Source organism: Streptomyces sp. NBC_00727 (genome assembly GCF_045161745.1).
Taxonomy (GTDB): domain Bacteria; phylum Actinomycetota; class Actinomycetes; order Streptomycetales; family Streptomycetaceae; genus Streptomyces.
The window spans coordinates 450,052-472,290 of the sequence record NZ_CP108981.1; the positions used below are offsets into that span (position 1 = coordinate 450,052).

Sequence of the window (22,239 nt, forward strand, 5' to 3'; positions counted from 1 at the left end):
ACAAGCAAACTTAGGTTACCCTCACCTAACCTACCGTAGGTGCTGCTCCGGGTGAAGACCCGCCGCAGGCGTCCCGCCGCGCCGGTCCGGCGCAGCGCCTCCCCGCATCCTCATCCCTGGCCCCCGCTGACGGGCCATCGAGAACGGAGTCCCCGTGTCGACGGCATCCCGAGTCGCCACGCACATTCCCGCGGCCCACCCGGCCACCGGGGCGGCAACCTCCCTCCTGGACGACTACGCGGCCGGCGCACGCTTCCTCGCGACCCCCCGGCGCACCCTGCTGGCCCACGGCCCCGCGCGCCAAGTGCCGCACGGTGCGCAACCGGTGGACCAGCGGGTGTCGGTCGCGCTTGCCGAGGCCGCCGCCGCCGGCCAGGAGGCGCCGGTGGTGATCGGCGCGATCCCGTTCGACCACACCGCGCCGGCCGCCCTGAGCGTGCCCGCGGCGCTGCGCGTCGCCCCGCCCCTCTCGTCCGACCCGCTGATCGCCCTGCCATCGGCGGGGGCGGACTCCACCGGCTGGCACATCCGCCCGGTGCCGGAGCCCGAGGTCTACGCGGCGGGCGTCGCCTCGGCCGTGGAGCGGATGTGGCGGGGCGAGTTCAGCAAGGTGGTCCTCGCCCGCACCCTCGAACTCACCTCCCCCGCACCGCTGGACGTGCCCGCCATGCTCCAGCGCCTGGCCCGCCGCGATCCGTCCGGCTACACCTTCGCGCTCCCGACCGGACCCGGCCGCACCCTGATCGGCGCCAGCCCCGAGCTCCTCGTCTCCCGCCGGGGCCGCCAGGTGGTCGCCAACCCCCTCGCCGGCTCCTCCCCGCGCAGCGACGACCTCGCCGAGGACGTGCGCCGGGCCGCCGCGCTCCTGGAGTCCGCGAAGGACCTCCACGAGCACGCCGTCGTCGTGGACGCCGTCCACCAGGCCCTCGCCCCGTACTGCTCCGGGATGACCGTCCCGCCCCGGCCGACCCTGATCCGTACCGCCACCATGTGGCACCTGTCCACGACGGTCACGGGCACGCTCACCGACCCGGACATCTCGGCCCTCACCCTGGCCTGCGCACTGCACCCCACGCCTGCGGTGTGCGGCACGCCGACGGCCACGGCCCGGCAGGTGCTCACCGAGACCGAACCGTTCGACCGGGGCTACTTCACGGGCATGGTCGGCTGGGGCGGCGCGGACGGGGACGGCGAGTGGGTCGTCACGATCCGCTGCGCCGAGGCGGAGGAGCGCACGCTCCGGCTCTATGCCGGCGCGGGCATCGTCGCCGCGTCCGAACCCGCGGCGGAAACCGCTGAGACCGCCGCGAAGTTCCGCACCTTCCTGAGCGCGGTGGGCGCCGAGCTCTGAGCGCCCGCCGGCCCGGCTTCAGGCCGCCAGGGCGGCCGGTTCGCCCAGCCGGGCGGCCGCTGCCCGCCACGCGGCGGTGACGGCGGCCCTGGCCTGTGCGGTGGCCGCCGGTCCGTCGCCGTCGAGCCGCAGCGGCAACCCGACGTGGACGTGGAGGCGGGGGCGCCGCAGCGGCGCGGTGGCCAGGCCCGCGAGCTGCTTGACGGCCGAGCCGGAGGTGACGCGGCGCGCCCCGGCCTGGCCCACCGGGATCACGGGCACGCCGGTCCGGTGCGCGAGCCGGGCCAGGCCGCGTCGGAAGGCGCCCGGCTCGGCTTCGGCCGCGTCCTTACGGAGGGGCAGGCCGCCCTCGGCGTAGATCAGGATGTGCCGGCCCTGCTCCAGCGCCTCCTGGGCGAGGTCGACCGCCCGCGCCGCGCGGGGGTCGCCGCGATACACGGGGATATGACCCTCGCGTGCGAGCGCGCTGCCGAGCAGGGGCACGCTCCACAGGCCCGCCGTCGCCATGACGACGGGGCGGGCGCCGAGGCGGCGCAGCGCGGCCAGGACGATCGCGGGGTCCGCGAACGAGGTGTGGTTGGCGGCGATGATCCCGGCCGGGGGAAGGACGGCGCCGTCGTCGGTGGTGAGCGTCAGCCGCCCGACGGCAGGGACCAGTTGACCGGCAAGGCGGCTGAGCATGGGTTTCTCCGGTTCGCTCGGGACGAACCCCCATCGTTGCCGCCGGAACGCCCGTACGGCTGAGCGGTCGTACTCATCCGCCGTACGTATCCGGACGGGCGGTGCCCCGGGTCACGGCCCCTGTACAACGTCGGCGAGCGAGTCGATGTCGGCGTCGGCCGCGACGCGGCTCAGCGCGCGCTCCTCGGCGGCCGCTTCACCATGCCGTACACCACCCTGGCGGCCTCGGCCGCCCGCGCCGGGACCGCCTGACTCGGCTCAGCCCACCAGGTCCGGGGCGCGCAGCATCTCGTCCGGGATGCCCCAGGCGTCGACGAGGTCGACGGCCAGCGGGCGGACCTTGCGGCAGAGGTCGTTCACCTCGCGGCTGATCGCCTTGGAGCGCTGGACGGTCAGCCGGCCGTGCTCCATGAACCAGGCGCGGTCCGCCTCGATCGTCGACAGGGCGAACAGATCGCACAGCAGGCCCAGCGCCTCCTTGTTGCCGCCGTCGTCGGGCAACGCGCGCACCTTCTCGACGAACGCTTCAAGGACCAGCCGTTCGACGTGCGCGCGGGCGAGGGCGATGACGTGGTCCTGCACGTACGAGAAGACGGCGCCGGGGTCGCGGTGCTCGTCGATCCCGCGCTTGAGCCTGCGGGCCACCCCGGCGAGCATGTGCTCCTCGCGGAAGCGGACCATGGCGAGCTGGTACTCCGAGTCGAGCAGCCCCGCCTCGCGGTCCCACTCGTCGCCCCCCGGCAGCAGGTCCCGTACCCGTTCCAGCATCTTGTGGACCGAGGTCTTCTCCATGACCGTCTCGACGGCGATCCCGGCGACGTGGCGGACGGTGCCGAGCTGGTCGAGGTCCTCGAACTCGCTCGCGTAATGGGTGAGCAGCCCCTTGGCGACGAGTTGCAGCAGAACGTGGTTGTCGCCCTCGAACGTGGTGAAGATGTCGCTGTCCGCCTTGAGCGCGGCGAACCGGTTGACGCTGAGGTACCCGGCGCCGCCGCACGCCTCGCGGCACTCCTGGACGACCCGGGTGGCGTGCCAGGTGGCCAGCGCCTTGGTGCCGGCGGCCCGCGACTCCAGCAGGCGCCGGGCCTGTTCGTCGTCCTGGACGCCGGAGAAGACGTCGTGCAGCTGGGTGCGTACGACGTCCTGCGCGAAGTGCAGCGCGTACGTACGGGCGAGGAGCGGCAGCAGCCGGCGCTGGTGCAGCCCGTAGTCGAGGAGCAGCTGCTCGTCCGTGCCCGGGGCCGCTGCGAACTGCCGCCGCCGCACGGCGTACCTGGTGGCGATCGTCAGGGCCACCTTGGCCGCGCCGACCCCGGCGCCGGCGACGCTGACCCGGCCCTGGACCAGCGTGCCGAGCATGGTGAAGAAGCGCCGTCCGGGGTTCTCGATCGGGCTCTCGTAAACGCCGTCGGCGGTGACGTCGGCGAACCGGTTGAGCAGGGCCTCGCGCGGCACGCGTACGCCGTCGAAGCGGATGCGGCCGTTGTCCACGCCGTTGAGGCCCATCTTGCGGCCGTCGTCCTCGATCAGGACGCCGGGCACCACCTCGCCGTCCTGCCGGACCCGTACGACGAACGCGTGGACCCCTTCGGCCTTCCCGGCCACCTCCAGCTGGGCGAAGACGACCGCGAGCTCCGCGTGGCGGGCCGCGTTGCCGATGTAGTCCTTGCACGCCTCGTCGCCGGGGGTGGTGAGGACGAACTCCCGGGTGTCGTGGTCGTACCGCGCGACCGTCCCGAGCGACTGCACATCGGAGCCGTGCCCGGACTCGGTCATCGCGAAGCAGCCCATCAGGCGCCCGGTGATCAGATCGGGCAGATACGCCTTGTGGTGGCGTGCGGTGCCCAGCTGCAGGACCGCCCCGCCGAAGAGCCCGAACTGCACCCCCACCTTCACCAGCACCGACAGGTCACCGTAGGCCAGCGTCTCGAACGCCGCGATGGAGGCCCCGACGTCACCGCCCCCGCCGTACTCCTGCGGGAACCCCATCCCGGTCTGCCCGGTCGCGGCCATCTCGACCACGATCTCCCGCACCCGCTCACGGAACGCGTCGATGCCGAGCTCCTCGGCCTCCTCCAGCACGGAGGCGTACGCCACCAGGTTGGTCCGGACGAGATCGCGGATGTCCGCGTAGTCGCCGTCGAGCACCTCGGTCAGCGCCCGCACGTCGACCTCGGGCTGTACGTATCCGCCGGCGGCGGCTGTGTTCGCAGTGGCCATGCCCCTTCGCTACCCCGGACGAGGACGATCAAGCCAGGGCCATCCGGGGCCACCCTCGGCGATTCGGCCAACCCCCCGCCTCGCAGACCTGTTGCGGGGCCCGGGTCCGTGCATTCTCCACGCGCCGCCGCCCGCTCAACCCCGGGATTCCGAGGCCGACCGAAACACATGTGTTCGATATTCCGGCGCGGTCGTTGAGCTTCACATCCACGCCGGACGAACGCCAGGAGGACCACGTTGACCTCGGCCGCCACGAACACGCAGCAGTCCACCACGCCCCCTCCGCCACCGCCGGCGGAGATCACCTACAGCGGGCAGTACTCCGTCAATCCGCTCGCCGAGGTCTCGTTCCGCAGGATGTGCGGGCAGATCCCCGCCGTCCTGGGCCGCATCGCGCGGCTGTCGTGGCGGACCGACCGGCTCGCCGTACAACTGCTCCTGGGCTGCCAGGCCGTCACGGGCCTCTCGGCCGCCGTACTGCTGACCGCGACCGCCCACGCCATGAAGCCCGTCCTGGGTGCCGGGCCGGCGGGCGACCGGCTGCACGGAGCCGTGCCCGCCCTGCTGGTGGTCGCGCTCGCCGCCGCGCTGGGCCGGGGCTCGACGGCGGTCGCCACGTACGCCGAACGGAGGATCACGCCCCGGCTGATGACGGAGACGGACAGCGCGCTGGTCGAGGCGGCGGCGGCTTCCTCCTCGGCCTCCGGCTCCGCGGCGCGGACTGCTGCCACGAGGACTCTTCGACTCGTTCCGCAGCCAGTCCGCGGTGCGCTCGAACTCCTCGGCCGCACCATCGTTTCCCCACTCATGTCCCCTCCGGCCAACCGCTGATCACCACGCGTCCCGCTGGCTACCATGCCCGCATGACCCACGCTGTGTGCGCTCTCGTCGTGACGGGACAACTCGACACCCCTAGGGCCGAGTCGCTGGGGCTGCACGCCCGACTCACGTACGCGGGCATCAGCGTGTTTCCGATCGATCACTACTTCTCCGCCTACTGGGCCGCGGTGCGCGGCAACCCGGCCCGGCTCGACCTGCCGCCAGGCATCCTCTCGGAGAGCGTGACGTTCCCGGGCGACGCCGTTCTGCGCGACCTCGTGTGCGAGGTGACCCATGAGCCGCGGCCCCGGTTCGCCGTCATCCAGACCGAGTACTTCGGCGGCACGGGCGGCCAGTGGGCGGCCACGTTCGACGGGGAGATGCGCGTGACACCTGACGGGGCGACGATCAATCAGGCCCTGGAGGCGCTGGGCGTGCGGGCGACCGCCGCAGCGGATGCCTTCGACGTCATCGGCCTGGGCACCTTCCGCCACAACCCGGATCACCTCCAGGCCTACGTCGCGTTGTGCGACGAGCTCGGAGTCTGACGCTCGCGGGACGTCCGCGGGGGCGATAATGGCGGGGTGATCGACAGGCGTCTGCGCGTAGTACTGGCCGAGGACTCCGTTGTTCTCCGTGACGGCATGGTCGAGTTGCTCGGCGCCCGTGGGTGTGAGGTGGTCGCCACCGCCGGGACTGCGCCCGCGCTGATCGCCGCGGTGGACCAGCACCGTCCCGACGTGGCGGTGGTGGACATCCGGATGCCGCCCACGCAGACCGACGAGGGCATCCGCGCTGCCGTGGAGATCCGTGCGAAGACGCCCGACGTGGGCATCCTGGTCTTCTCCCAGCACGTAGAGACCACCTGGGCCGCCCGGCTGCTGGCCGGTGGCGCGGCGGGCATCGGGTACCTGTTGAAGGAACGCGTCGCGCGGACCTCCGAGTTCGTGGACGCGCTTCACCGGGTCGCCGGCGGGTGCACGGCGCTCGACCCGGAGATCGTCACCCAGCTGATGCGCGGTGGGCAGCGCAGCAGGGTGGACACCCTGACTCCTCGCGAACGCGAAGTACTGGAGCTGATGGCGCAGGGGCACACCAACCGCTCGATCGCCGCGCTGCTGGTGGTGTCGGAGCGGGCGGTGGAGAAGCACGTCGCGGCCGTGTTCACCAAGTTCGGCCTACGGGCCACGGACACCGACAACCGCCGGGTGAAGGCCGTCCTCGCCTACCTTGCGGAGGAGGCCAATTGACGAGACGTCACAACCTGGCCGGAAGCTCGGCGGTGACCACGGTCGGCCCGCCGGACGGGCTGTCGATCCGCAGGGCGCCGTCCACCGCCGCGAGCCGCTCGGCCAGACCCGTCAGCCCGGTGCCGACGCCGATCACCGCCCCGCCGCGGCCATCGTCACGCACGGTCAGCCGGACGCGGCCGCCGGACGCGGCCGCCTCCAGTTCGGCCGAGCGGGCGTCACTGTGCTTCGCGATGTTGGTGAGCAGTTCGGCGGCGCAGAAGTAGAGGGCGCGTTCGACCACGTGGTCCGGCCGTTCCGGCAGGTCGAGGCGCAGGGCGACCGGCACGGGCGAAGTGGCGGTGAGTCCTGGCAGCGCCTCGGCGAGACCGCCGTCCAGCGCCACCGGGTGGATGCCGCGAGTGAGCCGTCGCAGCTCGGTGACGGTGTCGTCGGTCTGGTTGCGGGCACGCTCCAGCAGGGTGCGCAGCCGTACGGACTCCGGGGAGTGGGCGGAGGCAAGCTCGTCCTCGGCCAGCGAGAGGGTGATGGCGAGGGCGACCAGCCTCGCCTGGGTGCCGTCGTGGAGGTCGCGTTCCAGGCGGCGGAGTTCGTCGGTGTTCTGCGTGAGCAGGGTGGCCCGGGCGGTCTCCAGTTCCCGTACGCGCCGCTGGGTCCGGGCCGGTCCGAGCAGCAGCCGGGCGAGCCTCCGGTTCGCGCCGCTCAGCACCCGGACGGCTCCGGGCGCCGCCGAGAGGAGCGCCAGTCCGAGCGGCGTGGAGGTGACGTCGATCCAGGTGACGGGACGCGGCCCCGGTTCGAGGACGCGTACCCAGAACGGGAAACCGGCCAGCCACAGGCAGCCGAGGGGAAGCACCACCGCCGCGGCGAACCCGAGCACACCGAGCGGCAGCCGCAGCAGCAGATACAGCAACGACCGCCAGGCGATCGGGTCGGTCAGTACGACCCGCACCCGAGCGACCGCACCCTCCGTGCGGGGCAGCCCGTCCGGCGCCTCGACCGGCTCGCCGAGCAACCGGCCGACCAGCCGCCGGTGCAGCGCGCCCAGGCCGCGCGCGCCCGCCAGCGCTGCCGCCACGAACGGCAGGCCGAACACGGTGAGCGAGAGCAGGCCCCCCGCGTACAGGACAGCGAGTGCGTAGCCCCCGCCGAGCAGTGCGAGCGGCAGCCCCGCGACCGCGAAGGCCCACTCGCCGCCCCGGACGGACAGGTACCGCCGCCGGTCAGCCACGGCCGGCTCCGGGGACCGGCACGGGCTCGCCCGAGGTGGGTGGTCGCGTCACGCCCGGGGCGGATGCCGGCGGCCCGCCCGCCCGCGCTCCCGGGACGGGCACCCGTGCATGGGCGGTGCCGTCGCCCCGCTCAGCCACGGCTGCCTGCCGCCTGCGCCGCCGCCGGTCCGCGCACCGCGCGAAGGCCCGTGGCCAGGATGGCGGGGACGGTCAGCGCTGTCGCGCCCGCGGCGATCCACCAGCAGCCGGCCACCGGGAGGGACGGCATCGGCGACCCGCTGACCGCAGTGCTGAAGGCCGCCGACGCGGCGCCCGCGACCGCGGCGCCGAGCAGGACGCCCACCGCCGCGGTCAGCGCCGCCTCGGCGGTCAGCATGCGCAGGAGTTGCGGCCGGGTCGCCCCGACCAGCCGCAGCAGTGCGAACTCGCGGCGGCGTTCGGCGGTCACGGCCACCAGGGTGCTGACGGTGGAGACCGCGGCGAAGCAGGAGAGCATGGCCAGCTCGGCCTGGCGCAGCCAGACGTCCGTGGCGGAGGTGGCGCTGGACGCCGCCGCGCCCGCGGCGTGTTCGGCGGTGCTTGTCATGACCAGCATGGTGCCCGACAGGCCGACGAGCAGGGCGACCGGCACCACGGCGGACGACAGCCGCCGCGCGTACCCGCGCAGGTTGGCGTCGGCGAGCCATCCCGCACCGGGTGCCAGCACCCGTACCGGCGCACCCAGCGCGGCCGCCAGGACGCGCGCCGCGAACGGGCCCGCCAGAGCGACGGCGACCAGCAGAACCAGCGAGCTGAGCAAGGCCGCCTGCGCCGCCTTGTCCACCTGCTCGGCCGGCCGTGTCGCGGCCAGCCGCAGCAGGAACCCGCCGCCGGTCAACGCGCCGATCGCGACGAGCAGACGCAGCGCGCCCGTCCGCCCGTGCTCGGTCGCACTCGCCGTGAGGGCGGCAGCGGGGGCGATCCGGGAGATGCGCCGCGCCGCCACGGCCGAGGCCGCCAGGCCTACGGCGAGTGCGACGGCCAGCGCCACCAGCATGGGCAGCGGGGTGTCCGCCACCCGTACACCCGGCGCAGCCATCCCCCGCCGCTGCAATGCGGCGAGCAGGCCCCGGGCCACCGCGGCGCCGACGGCCCAACCCGGCGCGGCCACCACCAGTGTGGTCGCCACGACCTGACCGCGGATCAGGCGCCGTGCCTGGCGGGGTGTCGCCGCGATGGTACGGAGCAGCGCCAGCTCCCGGTGCTGCCTGCGGATCGCGAACCCGAGCGCGTTGACCACGACGAAGAACGCGACCAGCACGGCGATCTCGCCGAAAGCTCCGGCGATCACCATCAGTCCGGGTCCGTCGGCCGCCTTGCGGGCTGCCGCCGGGGTGGTGCTGTCGGTAGCGAACAGCAGGCCGAACAGGGTCAGGGTGGCGATGGCGAGGAAGAGCGCGACCGCCAGGCCGGCGAAGGCGGCGGGGCGGCGGCGCACCTGTCCGAGCGCGAGCAGGGTCACCGCTCTCCCCCGCCCAGCCTGCTCAGGCGTTCGCCGACCTGGGCAGCGGTGGGGCGGTCGAGTTCGTCCACCACCACGCCGTCGGCGAGCAGCAGCACCCGGTCCGCATACCCGGCGGCGACCGGGTCGTGGGTCACCATCACGCAGGTGCCGCCGTCCTCGTCCACACCGGCGCGCAGCAGGGCGAGGACCTCGTGGCCGGTGGCGCGGTCGAGCGCGCCCGTGGGTTCGTCGGCGAAGAGCATCGCCGGCCGGGAGACCAGTGCCCGGGCGATGGCCACCCGCTGCTGCTGCCCGCCGGATAACTGGGCGGGCCGGTGCCGTTCGCGCCCGGCCAGCCCCACCCGGGCCAGCGCGTCCAGCACCCGGTCCCGGTCTGGCCGCTCGCCGGCCAGCCGGGAAGGGAGCTCGACGTTCTGCGCGGCCGTCATGGCGGGCATCAGGTTGAACGCCTGGAACACGAACCCGACCCGGCTGCGCCTCAGTACCGCCAGCCGCCGCTCGGGCAGCCGGGACACCTCCGTACCGCCCCAGAACACGGAGCCCCGCGTCGGCCGGTCCATGCCCGCCAGGCAGTGCAGCAGGGTGGTCTTCCCGGAGCCCGAGGGCCCCATCACCGCCGTGAACGTACCGGGCGCGAAGCCCACCGACACCCCGCGCAACGCCCGTACGGCGGCGGCTCCGCGTCCGTACTCGCGGTGCAGGCCTTCCGCCCGGGCGGCTGTGCCCGTCCCGATATCCGTCGTCGTCTCAACCATGTCCTCATCGTCGGCGGGCGGAGCGCGGCGATCGATCGTGCCCGCCCCCGAATCGGCCGTTCGGAAAACCGCACCCCCGAGTGATCATCCCCACACACCCCCTTGTTGCACATATATTGCAATTACGTATTGGATGCGTGTGCCATGGTTCAGGAGCAGCAGGCAGGAAGGTCGTTCCCATGCCGGTCACCCCCACCCGCCGGAGGGTTCTCGCCGCGGCGGTCGCCGCGGGAGCCGGTCTTCTCACCGGCTGCTCGTCCGAGGATTCCGGGTCCGCCGCGCCGAAGAAGGGCGGGACGCTGCGCGCGGCCTTTCCCGGAGCCGGGGTGAAGGAGACCATGGACCCGCACGCGCAGCGGCAGTTCGTGGACATCGCCCGGCACAAGGCCGTCTTCGACAAGCTCGTCGAGCTGGACTCGACGCTGCGCCCGGTCCCGCGACTGGCGCGCTCCTGGTCCAGTGACGACGAGGCCCGGGTGTGGCGGTTCGAGCTGCGCGAGGCCCGGTTCCACGACGGGCATCGCCTCGGCCCGGACGACGTGCTGTACAGCCTGTCCCGCATCCTCGACCCGGACGCCGCCGACCACCTGGCGAAGAACTCCCTGTCCCACATCGACCTGGTCAACTGCCGGAAGGTCGGCCGGCGGGGTGTGGAGATAGCTCTCACCCGGCCCAACGCCGAACTGCCCAGTCAGCTCGCGATGACCGGGACGCCGATCGTGCGTGACGGCTGGGACGACCCGACGGAGCCCGTCGGCACCGGCCCGTTCCGGTCCGTCTCGTTCACCGCCGGGCGCGGCTTCACCGGTCGCCGCTTCGACGACCACTGGAACGGGGCTCCGTACGTGGACGAGGTACGCATCCTGTCCGCGGAGACCGAGGCGCGCGCCGCCGCCGTACGCAGCGGGGAGGTGCACTTCGCGCACGAGATGACGCCCACGTTCGCCCGTACCGTCGCCCACGACAACCGGGTACGGATGGTGGCCACCAGGCGCAGCGGGGTGCAGGGGTTCGCGCTGAAGACGGACCGGGCACCCTTCGACGACCCGGACGCGGCGATGGCCGTCAAGCTGCTGGTGGACCGCAAGCGGCTGGTGGAGGTGGTCTGTTCGGGCCGCGCGGAGATCGGCAACGACCTGTACGGCAAGGGGTACACCTACTACCCGGACGGGCTGGAGCAGCGCGAGCGGGACGTGGCGGAGGCCCGGCGGCTGCTGAAGCGGACCGGCCTGTACAACAAGGAGGTCGCCTTCTACACCTCCACCGCCGCCGACGGCTTCCCCCAGGCCGCCCATCTCTTCGCCGAGCAGGCCGGGGAGGCGGGGCTCAAGGTGGAGGTCGTCAACGGGCCGCCGGAGTCCTACTTCACGGACGCCCTGACCAAGGGCACGATCACCAATCACCGGTGCGGGGCCATGACCATCCCCACGTACATCAGTGAACGGCTCCTCACCGACGCCCCGCAGAACCAGAGCGCCTGGCAGCACGAGGACTTCGACAGCGCGTTCACCGCCGCCCGCGCCATGGTGGACGACGAGCGGCGCACCGACCGGTACGGGGCTGTGCAGACGACCCTGCGCGACCGGGGCGGCCTGGTGCTCTGGGGCCACCCGGAGTGGCTGAACGCCGTCGCGTCCACGGTGCACGGTGTGAAGGAGGCCCCGCCCAACACCGTGGACTGGGCCAGGTTCGACCGCGTGTGGCTGGCCTGATCGCCGGTGTTCCGCCACGCCCTGCGGCGGTCCGCCTGGACACTCGTCCAGCTCGCCGCGCTCAGTGTCATGGTCTTCCTGCTCACCGATCTGCTGCCGGGCGACGCCGCGACCGTCGACTTCAACGAGCAGGCGGGGCTGGAGCAGGTCGCCCGGCTCCGGGAGCAGATGGGGCTCGACCGCCCGGTGGCGGAGCGGTTCGCCGACTGGGCGCACGGCCTGCTCACCGGCGACCTCGGGACCTCGCTGGTCGGCGGGACCCCGGTCAGGGAGGTGCTGTCGGCCTCGGTCCCGGTGACGGCCGTACTGGCCGCGGTCACCCTCGTACTGCTGGTGCCGCTGGCGGTCGGGGTCGGCCTGCTGACCGGGCTGCGCGAGGGCAGCCGCACCGACCGGGTCGTCTCCGCGGTGACGCTGACGCTCACCTCCGTACCGGACTTCGTCCTGGCCCTGCTGCTGGTCGGTGTCTTCGCGCTGCGCCTGGGCTGGCTGCCGTCGACGTGGGTGGGCGCGGACGACGGGTGGTGGCGGCGTCCGGAGCTGTTCGTGCTGCCGGTGGTGGTGCTGCTCGCCCGGACCGTGTGTGTGCTCTCGCGGCAGATCCGCGCGGGTACGGTCACGGCGCTGCACGCCGGGTACGCGGTGCAGGCCCGCCGTCTCGGGGTGCCGCCCGCCCGGCTGGTGCTGCGGCATGTGCTGCCCAACGCGGCCGTACCGGGCGTGCAGGAACTGGCACGTACGGGCGATCAGTTGCTCGGCGGGGTGCTGGTCGTCGAGGCGGTGTTCGCCATCCCGGGCACCGCGACCGCGCTGGTCGAGGCCGTCCAGAACCGCGACGTCCCCACGGTCCAGGCCCTCACCCTCACCCTGGCGGCCGTGGCGTGCCTGCTCAACCTGGTGGCGGATCTCGTCAGCCACCGGCTGGCTCCCCGCTCGGAGGTGCTGCGATGAGTGCCGGTGTACGTCCCGGTCGCGCACTGGGAGGCGCGCTCCTGTCGGTCCCACCGGTCGCCGCGGCCGTCCTGGGTCCGTTGGTCACTGATTCCGCCATCGCCTCGGACGGGATGCCCTACGCGGTGGGCGACGGACACCTGTTCGGGACGGATGCCTTGGGCCGGGACGTGCTGGCGTTGGTGCTGCGCGGCGGGACGAGCGCGCTGGGGGTGGCGTGTGCCGCGGTGGCGCTGGCCGTGCTCGTGGGCGCCGTGCTGGGTCTGGCCGCGGCTTCGTCCCGCAGCCGGTGGCTGGACGACCTGCTGATGCGGCCCGTGGAGTTGCTGCTGCCGCTGCCGTCCCTGCTGGTGATCAGCGTGGTCGGGGTCGGCTGGCGCGGGCATCCGGTCGCCGTGGCGCTGGCGGTGGCCGCGCTCAACGTCCCCGCTGTGGCACGGCTGTTGCGGGCGGCGGCGCTGGACGCGGCCGGTGGGCCCGTCGCCGAGGCGATGCGCCTCCAGGGCGAGTCCCCGGCGCGCATCCTGCTCGGTCACGTCGGGCGGGCCGTGCTGCCGGTGGCGGCCGCGGACGCCGGTACCCGGGTCGGGGGCGCGGTCTTCACCGTGGCCGCCGCCAACTTCCTGGGCCTCGGGCTCGATCCGACCTCCCCGGACTGGGGCGTGGTGATCGCCGCGAGCCGGGAGGCGCTGTTCGTACAGCCGTGGGCGGTGCTGGCGCCGACGCTGATGCTGGTGATGTTCGTGGTCGGCGTCAATCTGCTGGCGGACGGTCTGCTGCCGCGCGCCACGCGGACCGAGGGGAGGGCCGGGGCGTGGAACCGGTGATCGAGGTCCGGGGCCTGACCGCCCTGGCCGGTGCGGCACGGCTCCTGGACGGCGTCGGCCTCACCGTCTCCGCGGGCCAGGTGACCGCCCTGGTCGGCCGGTCCGGCAGCGGCAAGACCACCGCCGCGCTGGCCCTGCTGGGCGACGCCGCGCCCGGCGTACGGCTGAGCGGCACGGTACGGATCGGAGGCGTCCAGGTCGTGGGCGACGACGGGCCGACCGGCGCCGGGCGGGACGTACGCGGCAGGGTCGTGTCGTACATGCCCCAGCACCCCGCCCACGCGCTCAACCCCGCCCGGCGCGTCGGCTCCGTCCTCACCGAACTCGCCCGCCTGCACGGGCTCTCCGATGAGCGCGGCACCCGCGCCCGTTCCGCCGCCGCCGGACTCGCGGCCGAAGCCCTGCGCACCGCCGGCCTGCCCGACGACAAGGCGACCCGGCGCCGCTTCCCGCACCAGTTCTCCGGCGGGCAGCGTCAGCGCGTGGCCCTGGCGCAGGTGCTGGCCTGCGGTCCCCGCGTCCTGGTGCTCGACGAACCCAGCACCGGCCTGGACACGGTGGCCCGGCTCCGGCTCGCCGGACAGCTGAACCGGCTGGCCGCCGACGGCTACACCCTCCTGCTCCTCAGCCACGACCACGACCTCGTCCGCGCGGTGGCCGCCCGGACGGTGCTGCTGGAGGGCGGCCGGGTGACCGCGGCCGGCCCCACCCAGGAGCTCCTTCCGGCTCCGGCGGCCCCGCCCGCTCCCCCGGCGTCCACGGCGTCCGCCAAGCCGGCGCGGGCCGTACTGGAGGCGCGGAACCTGACGGCGTGGCTGCGCCCCGGGCGCCGGGACGAGGTCCTGCACGAGGTGTCGCTAGAGGTCCCGGAGGGCGGGTGCACCGCGGTCGTCGGCCCCTCCGGCAGCGGAAAGACCGTCCTCGCCCGCTGCCTCGCCGGACTGCACGAGCGCCACCGCGGCGGACTCACCCACCGGGGCGAGCCCTTGCCCGTACTCCGCCGTCGCACCACCCGGCAGATCCGGGGCGTGCAGTACGTGTGGCAGGAGGTGCGCAACTCCTTCGACGACCGGCGCACCGTCCTCGAACAGGTCGCCCGCACCGCCGTCAGGCTCCACGGGCTCACCACCCCGGAGGCCGAGCGGCGGACCCGGGAGCTGTGGGAGCGGCTCGGGCTCACGTCGGAACACACCACGCGGCACGCCGCGTCCCTGTCGGGCGGCGAGCTGCAACGCGCGGCCCTGGCACGGGCGTTGCTCGCCGAGCCCGACGTGCTCATCTGCGACGAGATCACCACGGCCCTCGACGCCGTCAGCACCGGCCTCGTCCTGGCCGAGATCACCCGCCTCCGGGAGGCGAGCGACACGGCCGTGCTGTGGATCGGCCACGACCTCGGCCTCGTCCGGCGGCTCGCGGACGACCTGGTCGTCCTCGACGCGGGCGCCGTCGTGGAGCGCGGCGACAGCCGTACGGTCCTCTCCTCGCCCACCGCCGGCACCACACGCCTGCTGCTGCGGTCCCAGAACCTCGGCGCCGCGGCGCCGGCGCCGGAACGGAGCAACCAGTGAAGGGAACACCCGCACCATGAGCAACGCCCCGTCCTCCACCGACTGGCAGCAGTGGCAGGCGAGCTGGGACCGCCAGCAGGAGTGGTACATGCCGGACCGGGAGGAGCGCTTCCGGGTCATGACGGACGCCGTCGAGGCCGTCGCCGGCCGCGCCCCGGTCGTTCTGGACCTCGCCTGCGGTACCGGCAGCATCACCGACCGCGTCCTGCGCCGGTTCCCCGACGCCCGTACCGTCTGCGTGGACGTCGACCCCGCCCTGCTGACGATCGCGCGCGGCCACTTCGCCGGGGACGCCCGCGTCACCTTCGTCGAGGCGGACCTCACCGAGCCCGGCTGGGCCGCGCGGCTCCCCCACCGGTCCTTCGACGCCGTGGTGACCGCCACCGCCCTGCACTGGCTGGACACCGAACCGCTCCGCCGCCTGTACGGCACCCTGGCCGGGTTGCTGCGCGAGGGCGGCGTGTTCCTCAACGCCGACCACATGTACGACGAGTCCGCGCCCCGCCTCAACGCCGCCATGGACGCCCTGCTCACCGAACGCCGGGAACAGCAGCGCCGGCAGGGTGCACTCGACTGGGCCGACTGGTGGAGCCGGGTCGCCGACGACCCCGCCCTCGGCGAAGCGGCCGCCCGCCGCTTCGCCCTGCTCGGCGACCCGCGCGAACCCCGCCCCGCCGGTGCACACGCCGACCGCCCCACGGCCACGGGCTGGCACCTCGAAACCCTCCGCGAACAGGGCTTCTCCGAGGCCCGCCAGCTGTGGTGCTCGGCGAGCGACGCCCTGGTGGCCGCGATGCGCTGAACGGCGCCGGCCGGGTGCCCCTCGCACACGAAGCGCACCCGGCCGCACGGTCCCGGACCCGGGCCGGGTGACCGGCCCCCGGCCCTCCGCGGAGTGACGGTCCTGCCGGGCGGTGCATTTAACCTCCTTCAGGGAGATCGATTCAATTCCGGTGACGGCTGCGCGTCGGTGAGAGTCAATGCCCGGGATCTCGGCCAGTTCGCCGAATTGCGGCTCGGAGGCCAGACTTCCCTGCCCCCAGCAGCCCGCCGCGCTGGTGACGAGCCCGGCGAGTGGGATCCGCGACCGCTGACAGCAGCCACCCATGATTGGCGTGTGATCCCCGCCTGCAGGATGGCTCCAAAAAAACAGAGCCGTGGAGGCCGTGCCCCTGGGACACGGCCCCCACGGTCCGATCACTCCTTGCTGCCGCGGGTGCCGAGCGCCGCGTAGAGGACAGGTTCGACGCGCAGACGGGTGCCGTCCCTGTCCAGGGCCTGGAGGGTCTCCAGGCAGGTGAGGGCCCATTGTGCGTCGTCCGGCGAGAGGCCGGCGAGTTCGGCCGCGGTCGCGCAGTCGGCCTCAGGGTTCCATCCCGTGCCGAGTTCTGCCACGACGGCCTCGTAGGCGCGCCTGACCAGTTCGTCCTCACCGTCCACGTCGGTCAGGGAGGGTTGCGCCATGCCCGCGGCATCGACGAGCTCTTGGGCGTTCTCCTTGCGCGTCAGCCACTTCTCCAGTTCTTCCAAGGCCCGGTCCTGATCCCGGTACCGGTCGCGCAGGACCAGGACCTTATCCAGCAGGATCGGCCAGCCTCCGGTGATCGCGGCCAGCCTGCTCAGCCGCTCCTCCGTCTCGTAGGCGCTGTGCTGCTGTGTCCAGTCCCTCAGCCCGCGCCGGTCGTAGCGGCGGAGCACCACCACCGTGACACCGTCTCCGGCGGCCGCGTCGAAGTCGGTGAGGAGATCACGCCAGAAGCCGAGCTGTTCGGGACTGGACACCAGGACCACCGACCGCGTCGCCTCGGCGGCGGTCGGGAGTGTCGTCGTAGCCAGTTCCAGCGACTGGCGGCAGGACTTGTCACTGCCCAGCGTGAGGTCGCTGATCAGCAGGCGCCGCTCTCCGTTCCGGCCGGCAGCGAGTTCCTTGCGGAAGGTGTTGGCGCTACCGATCGGTGGGAGGATCCAGCCGGCCACCCGGCCCGTCGCGTCCCGCAGAGTGCGCTCCACGTCCCCGATGCCCGTCGCACGGGTGCCCAGGACGACGCGGACCTGGTTCCCCCGCTCGCCGAGCAGGTAGTCGATCTGGTTGATCGTCAGAGGCGCGGAGCGCCGTCCGTCGTCGAGGCCGGGGCGGCTCTCCAGGACGACGGCCTCCTCCAGCCGGTACTCCCGCTCTGCGCCGAGGAGTCGTGCCTCGATCTCCTGAGCGGTGCCGATCATGCGCAGGGCGTTCGGACCTCGCAGGTGCCAGCCCTGTCCGTCATGGTTCGGCGCGAGGACGCCGAGCCCCACCATTTCTTGCAGGTAGGCTCTGAAACCCTCGCTGTCCAGCTTGTCGAAGCCCTGCGGCCACCAGCCGGCGCACTCGTCGCGCAGATCCCTGTCGCTGAGCCTCGTCTCCAATCCGTTATCACGGGCGTGCTGGGCGAGGACGTTGGCCACGACGTTGTAGCGGTCGTCGAGGGCGAGCGTGTCCTTGAAGGCCGCGGTGATGTCGGAGCGCAGCGACGCGTCCTGCTCCACGGCGTCCACGTCGCCCGCCTCGATGGTGTACGGCGGCGGAAGCATCGGCTGCCGTGCCCGCTTGTCCTGCATGACCTGCACCATCCGGCTGCCGAAAATCTGCAGCAGGAAGGGCTGGTACGAGCAGAATCCCAGGACACGGTTGACGAGGTCAACGTCCTCGAACTCGAAGCCCAGAGCCCGCATGGGATGGACGATCAGATCGGCGGCGAACTGCGGGGTGAGCGGTCCGACGACGGTCGGCGTCTGGGCGAGATGGCTGAAGGGTCCGTTCCTGGCAAGGCGGGTGAAGCGCTGAACGGAGTGCAGACCGGCGAAGACCACTTTGGCGCGGCCGCGCGAGGTGTCGCCCAGGCCGCGCAGGCGGCGGGTCTCGGTGCATTCGGGCACATCGGCCTCGAAGAAGCGGTCGCACTCGTCGAGCAGGATGAGCAGTCGCCGGTCGGAGTCCTCTTCCAGCCAGGCGGCGATGCCGTCCGTGACCCGCTGCCACGGTTCCGGCTGCGGTCCCCTACGGCGAGGCCCCCCAAGGACGCCTCCCTTGGTCAGCTCCTGGTCCAGGGTGGTCCAGATCGCCGCCGCGCCGAGTGCGGTGCCCTTCCCGATGCCGATCTTGTCGAGGTTGAGGTAGAGCTTGCGGTGCGATCCCGGACGCTGTTCCACGAACCGGTCACCCGCGTCGGCGAGCAGTGCCGACTTTCCGAGGCCGCGGCCTCCGTAGATGATCTGCGTCCCGTCCGGGTCGAGGATGCTCTTGCGTTCGCGGTCGCGTCCGTAGAACATCTCACGGCCGATCTGGCCCCGCTTCTCCTTGATGTACGGGTTCACCCCGGAGAACGGCAGGAGAGTCTCGGTTGCGGCGTCGACCCGCCGGTTGCCGTGTGCGGCGAGGTAGGCCAGTGCCGCATCATCGACGACGAGGATGGGCTTCCCGCCTTGCGAGGCAGCGGCGAGCTCGGTGTGGGTCCGGCTGTCGATCGTCCCGAAATGGACGACGAGCAGGCTGCTTTCGTCGGGGTCCTGGGTGATACGGCTCAGGAGCAGTTTCGCTGCCGGGCGTCCCCAGATGAGGAGCGCGCGCAGTTTGTTGCCCCGGTCCTTGATCTGCGAGCCGAAGGCGGGCGCCCAGGCCCTGCCGGTGACCTCCGTCTCGGCGAGTTCGAAGAATCGGTAGTCGTTGCCGTACCGCAGCTCGCGCAGGGGAAGGGCCTTCCTTGCCTCGAAGCCGAGAAGGGACAGGGCCGGAATCAGGTCGACCCGGGGGTTGATGTTGGCCCGGTCCCGGGTCGTGGCGAGTTTGGCCCAGCGTTCGAGGGCGTCCGCGGCCCGCTCTGCCTCGCCCTCGGACAGGGACGAGTAGTCCAGCACGGCCGACTCACCCAACTGCCGTCGGTACCGGACGGCCTCGACCAGATCGGGGGTGATGCCGCTGGGCAGGGTGTCGGGTACGGCGGGGAAGAACATTTCCAGGTGCGAGTCCTCGGCCCTGATTTCCGGGACGGACTCGCCGAGTTCGAGGAAGTAGACCAGTTCCGCGGCGGTGGCCAGGTGGTCGGTGGCCAGGTTGTGCAGAACGCGCTTGCGGTCCTCCTCGCTGACTTCGGGCAGGGCGGCGAGCCGTGCCCTGAGCCTGTTCGCGGCCTCCTTGCGGTGGTGCGGAATCAGCGAGGCCACCCGGTCCAGATTGCGGCGGATTACGTACAGCTCGCGCGGTTCCCCACTCTCGGTGCGCGGCGCGGAGTCCGCGAGGAGCTCCTGGAGATTGACGTCCTGCTCGTCGGTGAGGGCCGCGTCTGCCTGAGCGCGGCGGAGTTCCGCCCCGAGCTCACGTGCCTTGTCGGCGAGTGCGTTGTGGCGCTCCTTCTCCGTCTGCGCGAGGCGGGCGACGCGATCCCTGTGCGTGTCCAGGGTGTGGTTTGCGGGCAGGACCCCCCGTTCGTCGAGGTTCAGGACCATCCGTACGGCGGTGAAGCCGTCCCGCGCGGTCTGGAAGCCGATCGCCTCTTCCCACGTCCGGTCAACTGCCGCGATCAGGCCGGGCACGGTGGGATCCGTTCCCGGCCAGTCCGGCAGCTTGTACAGCTCGATGTCCAACAGCTTCGAGACGTCGGCCTCGCTGCCATACCGCGCCGGAGGCGTCCCCGACTCGAGTTCGTCGAAGACCTCGGTGAGCATCTCCTCCGAGGCGATCGCGGTGGCCTTGCCCACGGGACGCGACCGCTGGCCGGCTGTGGCCAGGTCGCTCATGACACCCTTGCGGAGTCCCAGGAGGGACAGCCTCAGCCCGGCCACCGAGTCGGCGGCCCACGCCGTCTCCTCGGACTGGACGTTTCCCAGCTCACGCTGGACCGTGCGCCATTCCCACACCGCAGTGCGCACGCGCTCCAGGAGGTGGCGCACGTTGTTGCGTCCGGGTCCGTTGATGACGCGCCCGCCGGTGCCGCGGAGTTCGGCGTCCATCCGGTCGATCTCGTCCTCAATGCGCGCGGTCCGGTCCAGCCGGTCCAGCAGAGCGTCGGCAAGGTCCGCGGCGGCGGCGGAGCGGTGGACGATGGCCGTCAGTACGCTGCCCAGCAAGCCGGTCGGCAGAAGCCACAGCTTCACCATCTGGGACGCCCGCTGGAACCGCATCCTGGGTACCACCAGTAGGTTCTGGCACGTCGCGACCGCGTCCTGGAGCCGACTCTCGGTCTGGGAGGCGTCGGCGACGACGGTGTGCAGCGGTGCCAGGATCAGTGCGCTGTTCAAGGTGCGCTCGGCCGTCTCCGTTGCCACCTTCTGGAGGCTGTCAGGAAGGTGCTGGGAGAGCGCTCGGAGCTGAGCGCCGACTACCGGCGCACCGGTCACCAGCGCCGCCTTCACGAGAACGGGGAGCAGGAGCAGTTCCAGTCCGCCGGCCACGGCGCCCTCTCGAGGGTCCCAGGTGCGCAGGGCGTCCTCGACGAACCGAGCGGCCCCGTCGGAGCGGGGGTTCAGCAGCGCCGACGCGGCGGACAGCCGCAACACCGCGGCCTCCGCCTGGGAACGGCCCGCGGTGGTGGAGAGGTGGGCGGCGAGCCCGAAGCGCTTCTCGGCGATGAGGCGCGCGAGGATCGGCTCGACGTCCTGCCGCGGTCCGCCGTCGCCACCCTCCGGGCGGGACGCGACCTCGGCACTGGTTTCGGCCGCGACCGCTTCGGTGCCGGTGTCGACGGGTGACGCCGCGCCTGTCCGAGATGCCTTCTCCAGCAGGTCGGCCACATGCCACTCGGACCGGGTGACCTGCGCGGCGGGCTCCTCCTTCCTGCCGGATCCGGTTTCTCCGGTGGCGGCAACGGTTACTCCGTCCACCTCCTGCCCGTCCAGGTCGGTACGGGTGTCGGGGGCGACCTCCCGGACCGCCGCCTCCCGCCGTTCCTGTCCTTCGTCCGGCACATCCGAGGGCGGCTCGACCACCACATGTGCCCTGGTGTCCAACTCCGATAGGGGCGACATCGTGATCTGCTCGTGGAGGACGGCGGCCACGGCGTACGGAGGGTGGGCCAGCGAGAGCTGCTGCTGGACCTCGACAAGCGTCTGCTGGGGAACCTCGGCGTCCCTTACCTCGACGAGACGTACCAGCAGGGTGAGGAAGTGGGCGCATGCCTCGTCCTGCTCGTCCCACTGGTGCACGGCGAGGAGTTGCTCGGCCCGCTGTCTGGCATCCGCGATCACACCCGCCACCGCACTGTCCGGAGGACAGCCGAGAGTGAGCACTGTCGCGACGGCACGGCGTGCAAGGCCGTCCTTCTCGATGCGCTCCGCGGTCGTACGGTAGGCCTCGACGGCGCCGCCGAGGTCGTCGAGACGATCGACGACCTCGGTGAGACCGGATTCCTCGAGCACCGTCCGGGCCCGGGCGAACGCGGGCCCGACTACGACGAGGGACTCCAGATCGGAAGCCGCCGGAGGACGGCCCTCCTTCAGGGCGAGCCGCACGCGGTCGGCGGCGATCCTTGCCTCGCCGAAGACGTCCGTCAGTTCCTCCTGAAGGACACCGAGTCTCTGCAACGTGGTCTGTTCCACGGGGCGTTCTACCTCCGTCCGTTCTTCTCCGGCGTCGTCGTCGACGGTGTGAGGATGGAGGTCGACGGCCGTGGCTCCCCGGCCTTCTGCCTGCTCCTCCCCGTCCACGATCCCGCTGTCCCCGCCCTCACCGACGATGCCGGCGCCGAACGCCTCACGGGGCCGGTAGTCCGGCACCGCATCGATGACGTGCTGAGCAGCGGCGCGGACTGTCTCAAGTGCAGCGTCGTCCGCCTCGACGCCATACCAGCCACGCTCGGCCGTCCGCACGAGGAGATGTGCGTCGAATACGGACGCCTGGACCCGGCAGAAGACCGCGAGGCGGACGAGTCGTGCGCCCCATCGGTCGGCGGAGCTGTCGCCGCGGCGTTCGGGCAGGTCCTCCATGACATCGCCCAGGATGTCGCTCACGATGCGGCTGGTGAGGTGCGATGCGGAGTGGCTCCGCTCGCCGGCCCGCTCCAGCCGCTGGATCCGTCGGAGGACCTGTTCGCTCAGCGCCTGCCCGAACCGTCGCGGCACGATTCTGCGGAATCCGAGCCTGTGCATGATCGCCTGGCGATCCTTGGAGGCAAGGGAGTTGAGCGCCAGTCCCGTTTCCTCGACGGTGAGTTCCGCGAGAGCGGTGTCCACGACTGGCCCGAGCTCCTCAAGGGCGGAGCGCAACTCCTGGAGGAGTGCGACGGGCACGCCCTGTGGCGAGAACGGTAGGTCTGTGACCACCGGATAGGTAAGGGCCATTCAATATCCGACTTCTCGTGTCGATGTGTGCGTGGTGATGTGCGGCAAACGGGCTGGG

General features: G+C 72.5%; 14 protein-coding genes and 1 pseudogene. 9 read left to right on the forward strand and 6 right to left on the reverse strand.

Features of this window, described 5'->3' with window-relative positions:
- Window positions 1-154 precede the first annotated feature (154 nt).
- Complete coding sequence (dhbC, locus tag OG242_RS02035; RefSeq protein ID WP_405896486.1) at window positions 155-1,351, forward strand: isochorismate synthase DhbC; 1,197 nt, start codon at window positions 155-157, stop codon at window positions 1,349-1,351.
- An 18-nt stretch (window positions 1,352-1,369) separates the two neighbouring features.
- Here the strand turns inward: dhbC and OG242_RS02040 are convergent, their stop codons facing one another.
- Together OG242_RS02040 and OG242_RS02045 are read right to left on the reverse strand one after the other, a co-directional pair.
- The gene (locus tag OG242_RS02040) at window positions 1,370-2,032 is read right to left on the reverse strand and encodes a lysophospholipid acyltransferase family protein (protein WP_405896487.1); all 663 of its coding nucleotides are present in this window, start codon (window positions 2,030-2,032) and stop codon (window positions 1,370-1,372) included.
- A gap of 258 nt (window positions 2,033-2,290) precedes the next feature.
- Entirely contained in the window at window positions 2,291-4,252 is a 1,962-nt protein-coding gene (locus tag OG242_RS02045) for an acyl-CoA dehydrogenase family protein (protein WP_405896488.1), read from the reverse strand.
- A 237-nt stretch (window positions 4,253-4,489) separates the two neighbouring features.
- Here OG242_RS02045 and OG242_RS02050 point away from each other — a divergent pair.
- From OG242_RS02050 to OG242_RS02060, 3 genes and pseudogenes are all read left to right on the forward strand, one after another.
- Window positions 4,490-4,936: pseudogene (locus OG242_RS02050) on the forward strand (ABC transporter ATP-binding protein); the annotation flags it as partial.
- A 179-nt stretch (window positions 4,937-5,115) separates the two neighbouring features.
- Complete coding sequence (locus OG242_RS02055; protein WP_405896489.1) at window positions 5,116-5,619, forward strand: hypothetical protein; 504 nt, start codon at window positions 5,116-5,118, stop codon at window positions 5,617-5,619.
- A 36-nt stretch (window positions 5,620-5,655) separates the two neighbouring features.
- Window positions 5,656-6,321, forward strand: coding sequence for a response regulator transcription factor (locus OG242_RS02060; RefSeq protein ID WP_405896490.1), 666 nt, complete (start codon window positions 5,656-5,658; stop codon window positions 6,319-6,321).
- A 7-nt stretch (window positions 6,322-6,328) separates the two neighbouring features.
- On the opposite strand, the gene OG242_RS02065 is transcribed toward OG242_RS02060, so the two are convergent.
- The 3 genes from OG242_RS02065 to OG242_RS02075 form a co-directional block, all read right to left on the reverse strand.
- Window positions 6,329-7,552: a sensor histidine kinase gene (locus OG242_RS02065; RefSeq protein ID WP_405896491.1), complete on the reverse strand. Its 1,224-nt coding sequence runs from the start codon at window positions 7,550-7,552 to the stop codon at window positions 6,329-6,331.
- Window positions 7,553-7,683: 131 nt separating this feature from the next.
- Entirely contained in the window at window positions 7,684-9,054 is a 1,371-nt protein-coding gene (locus OG242_RS02070; protein WP_405896492.1) for an FtsX-like permease family protein, read from the reverse strand.
- A complete protein-coding gene (locus OG242_RS02075; RefSeq protein ID WP_405896493.1) occupies window positions 9,051-9,812 on the reverse strand; it encodes an ABC transporter ATP-binding protein in 762 nt (253 codons plus the stop codon). Before OG242_RS02075 ends, OG242_RS02070 begins: the two co-directional genes overlap by 4 nt.
- A gap of 179 nt (window positions 9,813-9,991) precedes the next feature.
- On the opposite strand from OG242_RS02075, the gene OG242_RS02080 reads away from it, so the two are divergent.
- The 5 genes from OG242_RS02080 to OG242_RS02100 are packed head-to-tail and all read left to right on the forward strand — an operon-like array spanning window position 9,992 to window position 15,672.
- Window positions 9,992-11,524, forward strand: a complete 1,533-nt coding sequence (locus tag OG242_RS02080; protein ID WP_405896494.1) for an ABC transporter substrate-binding protein — start codon at window positions 9,992-9,994, stop codon at window positions 11,522-11,524.
- A 6-nt stretch (window positions 11,525-11,530) separates the two neighbouring features.
- The gene (locus OG242_RS02085) at window positions 11,531-12,475 is read left to right on the forward strand and encodes an ABC transporter permease (protein WP_405896495.1); all 945 of its coding nucleotides are present in this window, start codon (window positions 11,531-11,533) and stop codon (window positions 12,473-12,475) included.
- Entirely contained in the window at window positions 12,472-13,302 is an 831-nt protein-coding gene (locus tag OG242_RS02090) for an ABC transporter permease subunit (protein WP_405896496.1), read from the forward strand. The genes OG242_RS02085 and OG242_RS02090 overlap by 4 nt, the downstream gene beginning before the upstream one ends.
- Window positions 13,290-14,870 carry an ABC transporter ATP-binding protein gene (locus OG242_RS02095; protein WP_405896497.1) on the forward strand — a complete coding sequence of 527 codons (1,581 nt, stop codon included), beginning with the start codon at window positions 13,290-13,292 and terminating at the stop codon, window positions 14,868-14,870. Before OG242_RS02090 ends, OG242_RS02095 begins: the two co-directional genes overlap by 13 nt.
- A 16-nt stretch (window positions 14,871-14,886) precedes the next feature.
- Window positions 14,887-15,672 carry a class I SAM-dependent methyltransferase gene (locus OG242_RS02100; RefSeq protein ID WP_405896498.1) on the forward strand — a complete coding sequence of 262 codons (786 nt, stop codon included), beginning with the start codon at window positions 14,887-14,889 and terminating at the stop codon, window positions 15,670-15,672.
- Window positions 15,673-16,067: 395 nt separating this feature from the next.
- Here the strand turns inward: OG242_RS02100 and OG242_RS02105 are convergent, their stop codons facing one another.
- A complete protein-coding gene (locus tag OG242_RS02105) occupies window positions 16,068-22,130 on the reverse strand; it encodes a hypothetical protein (RefSeq protein WP_405896499.1) in 6,063 nt (2,020 codons plus the stop codon).
- Window positions 22,131-22,239: the final 109 nt, after the last annotated feature.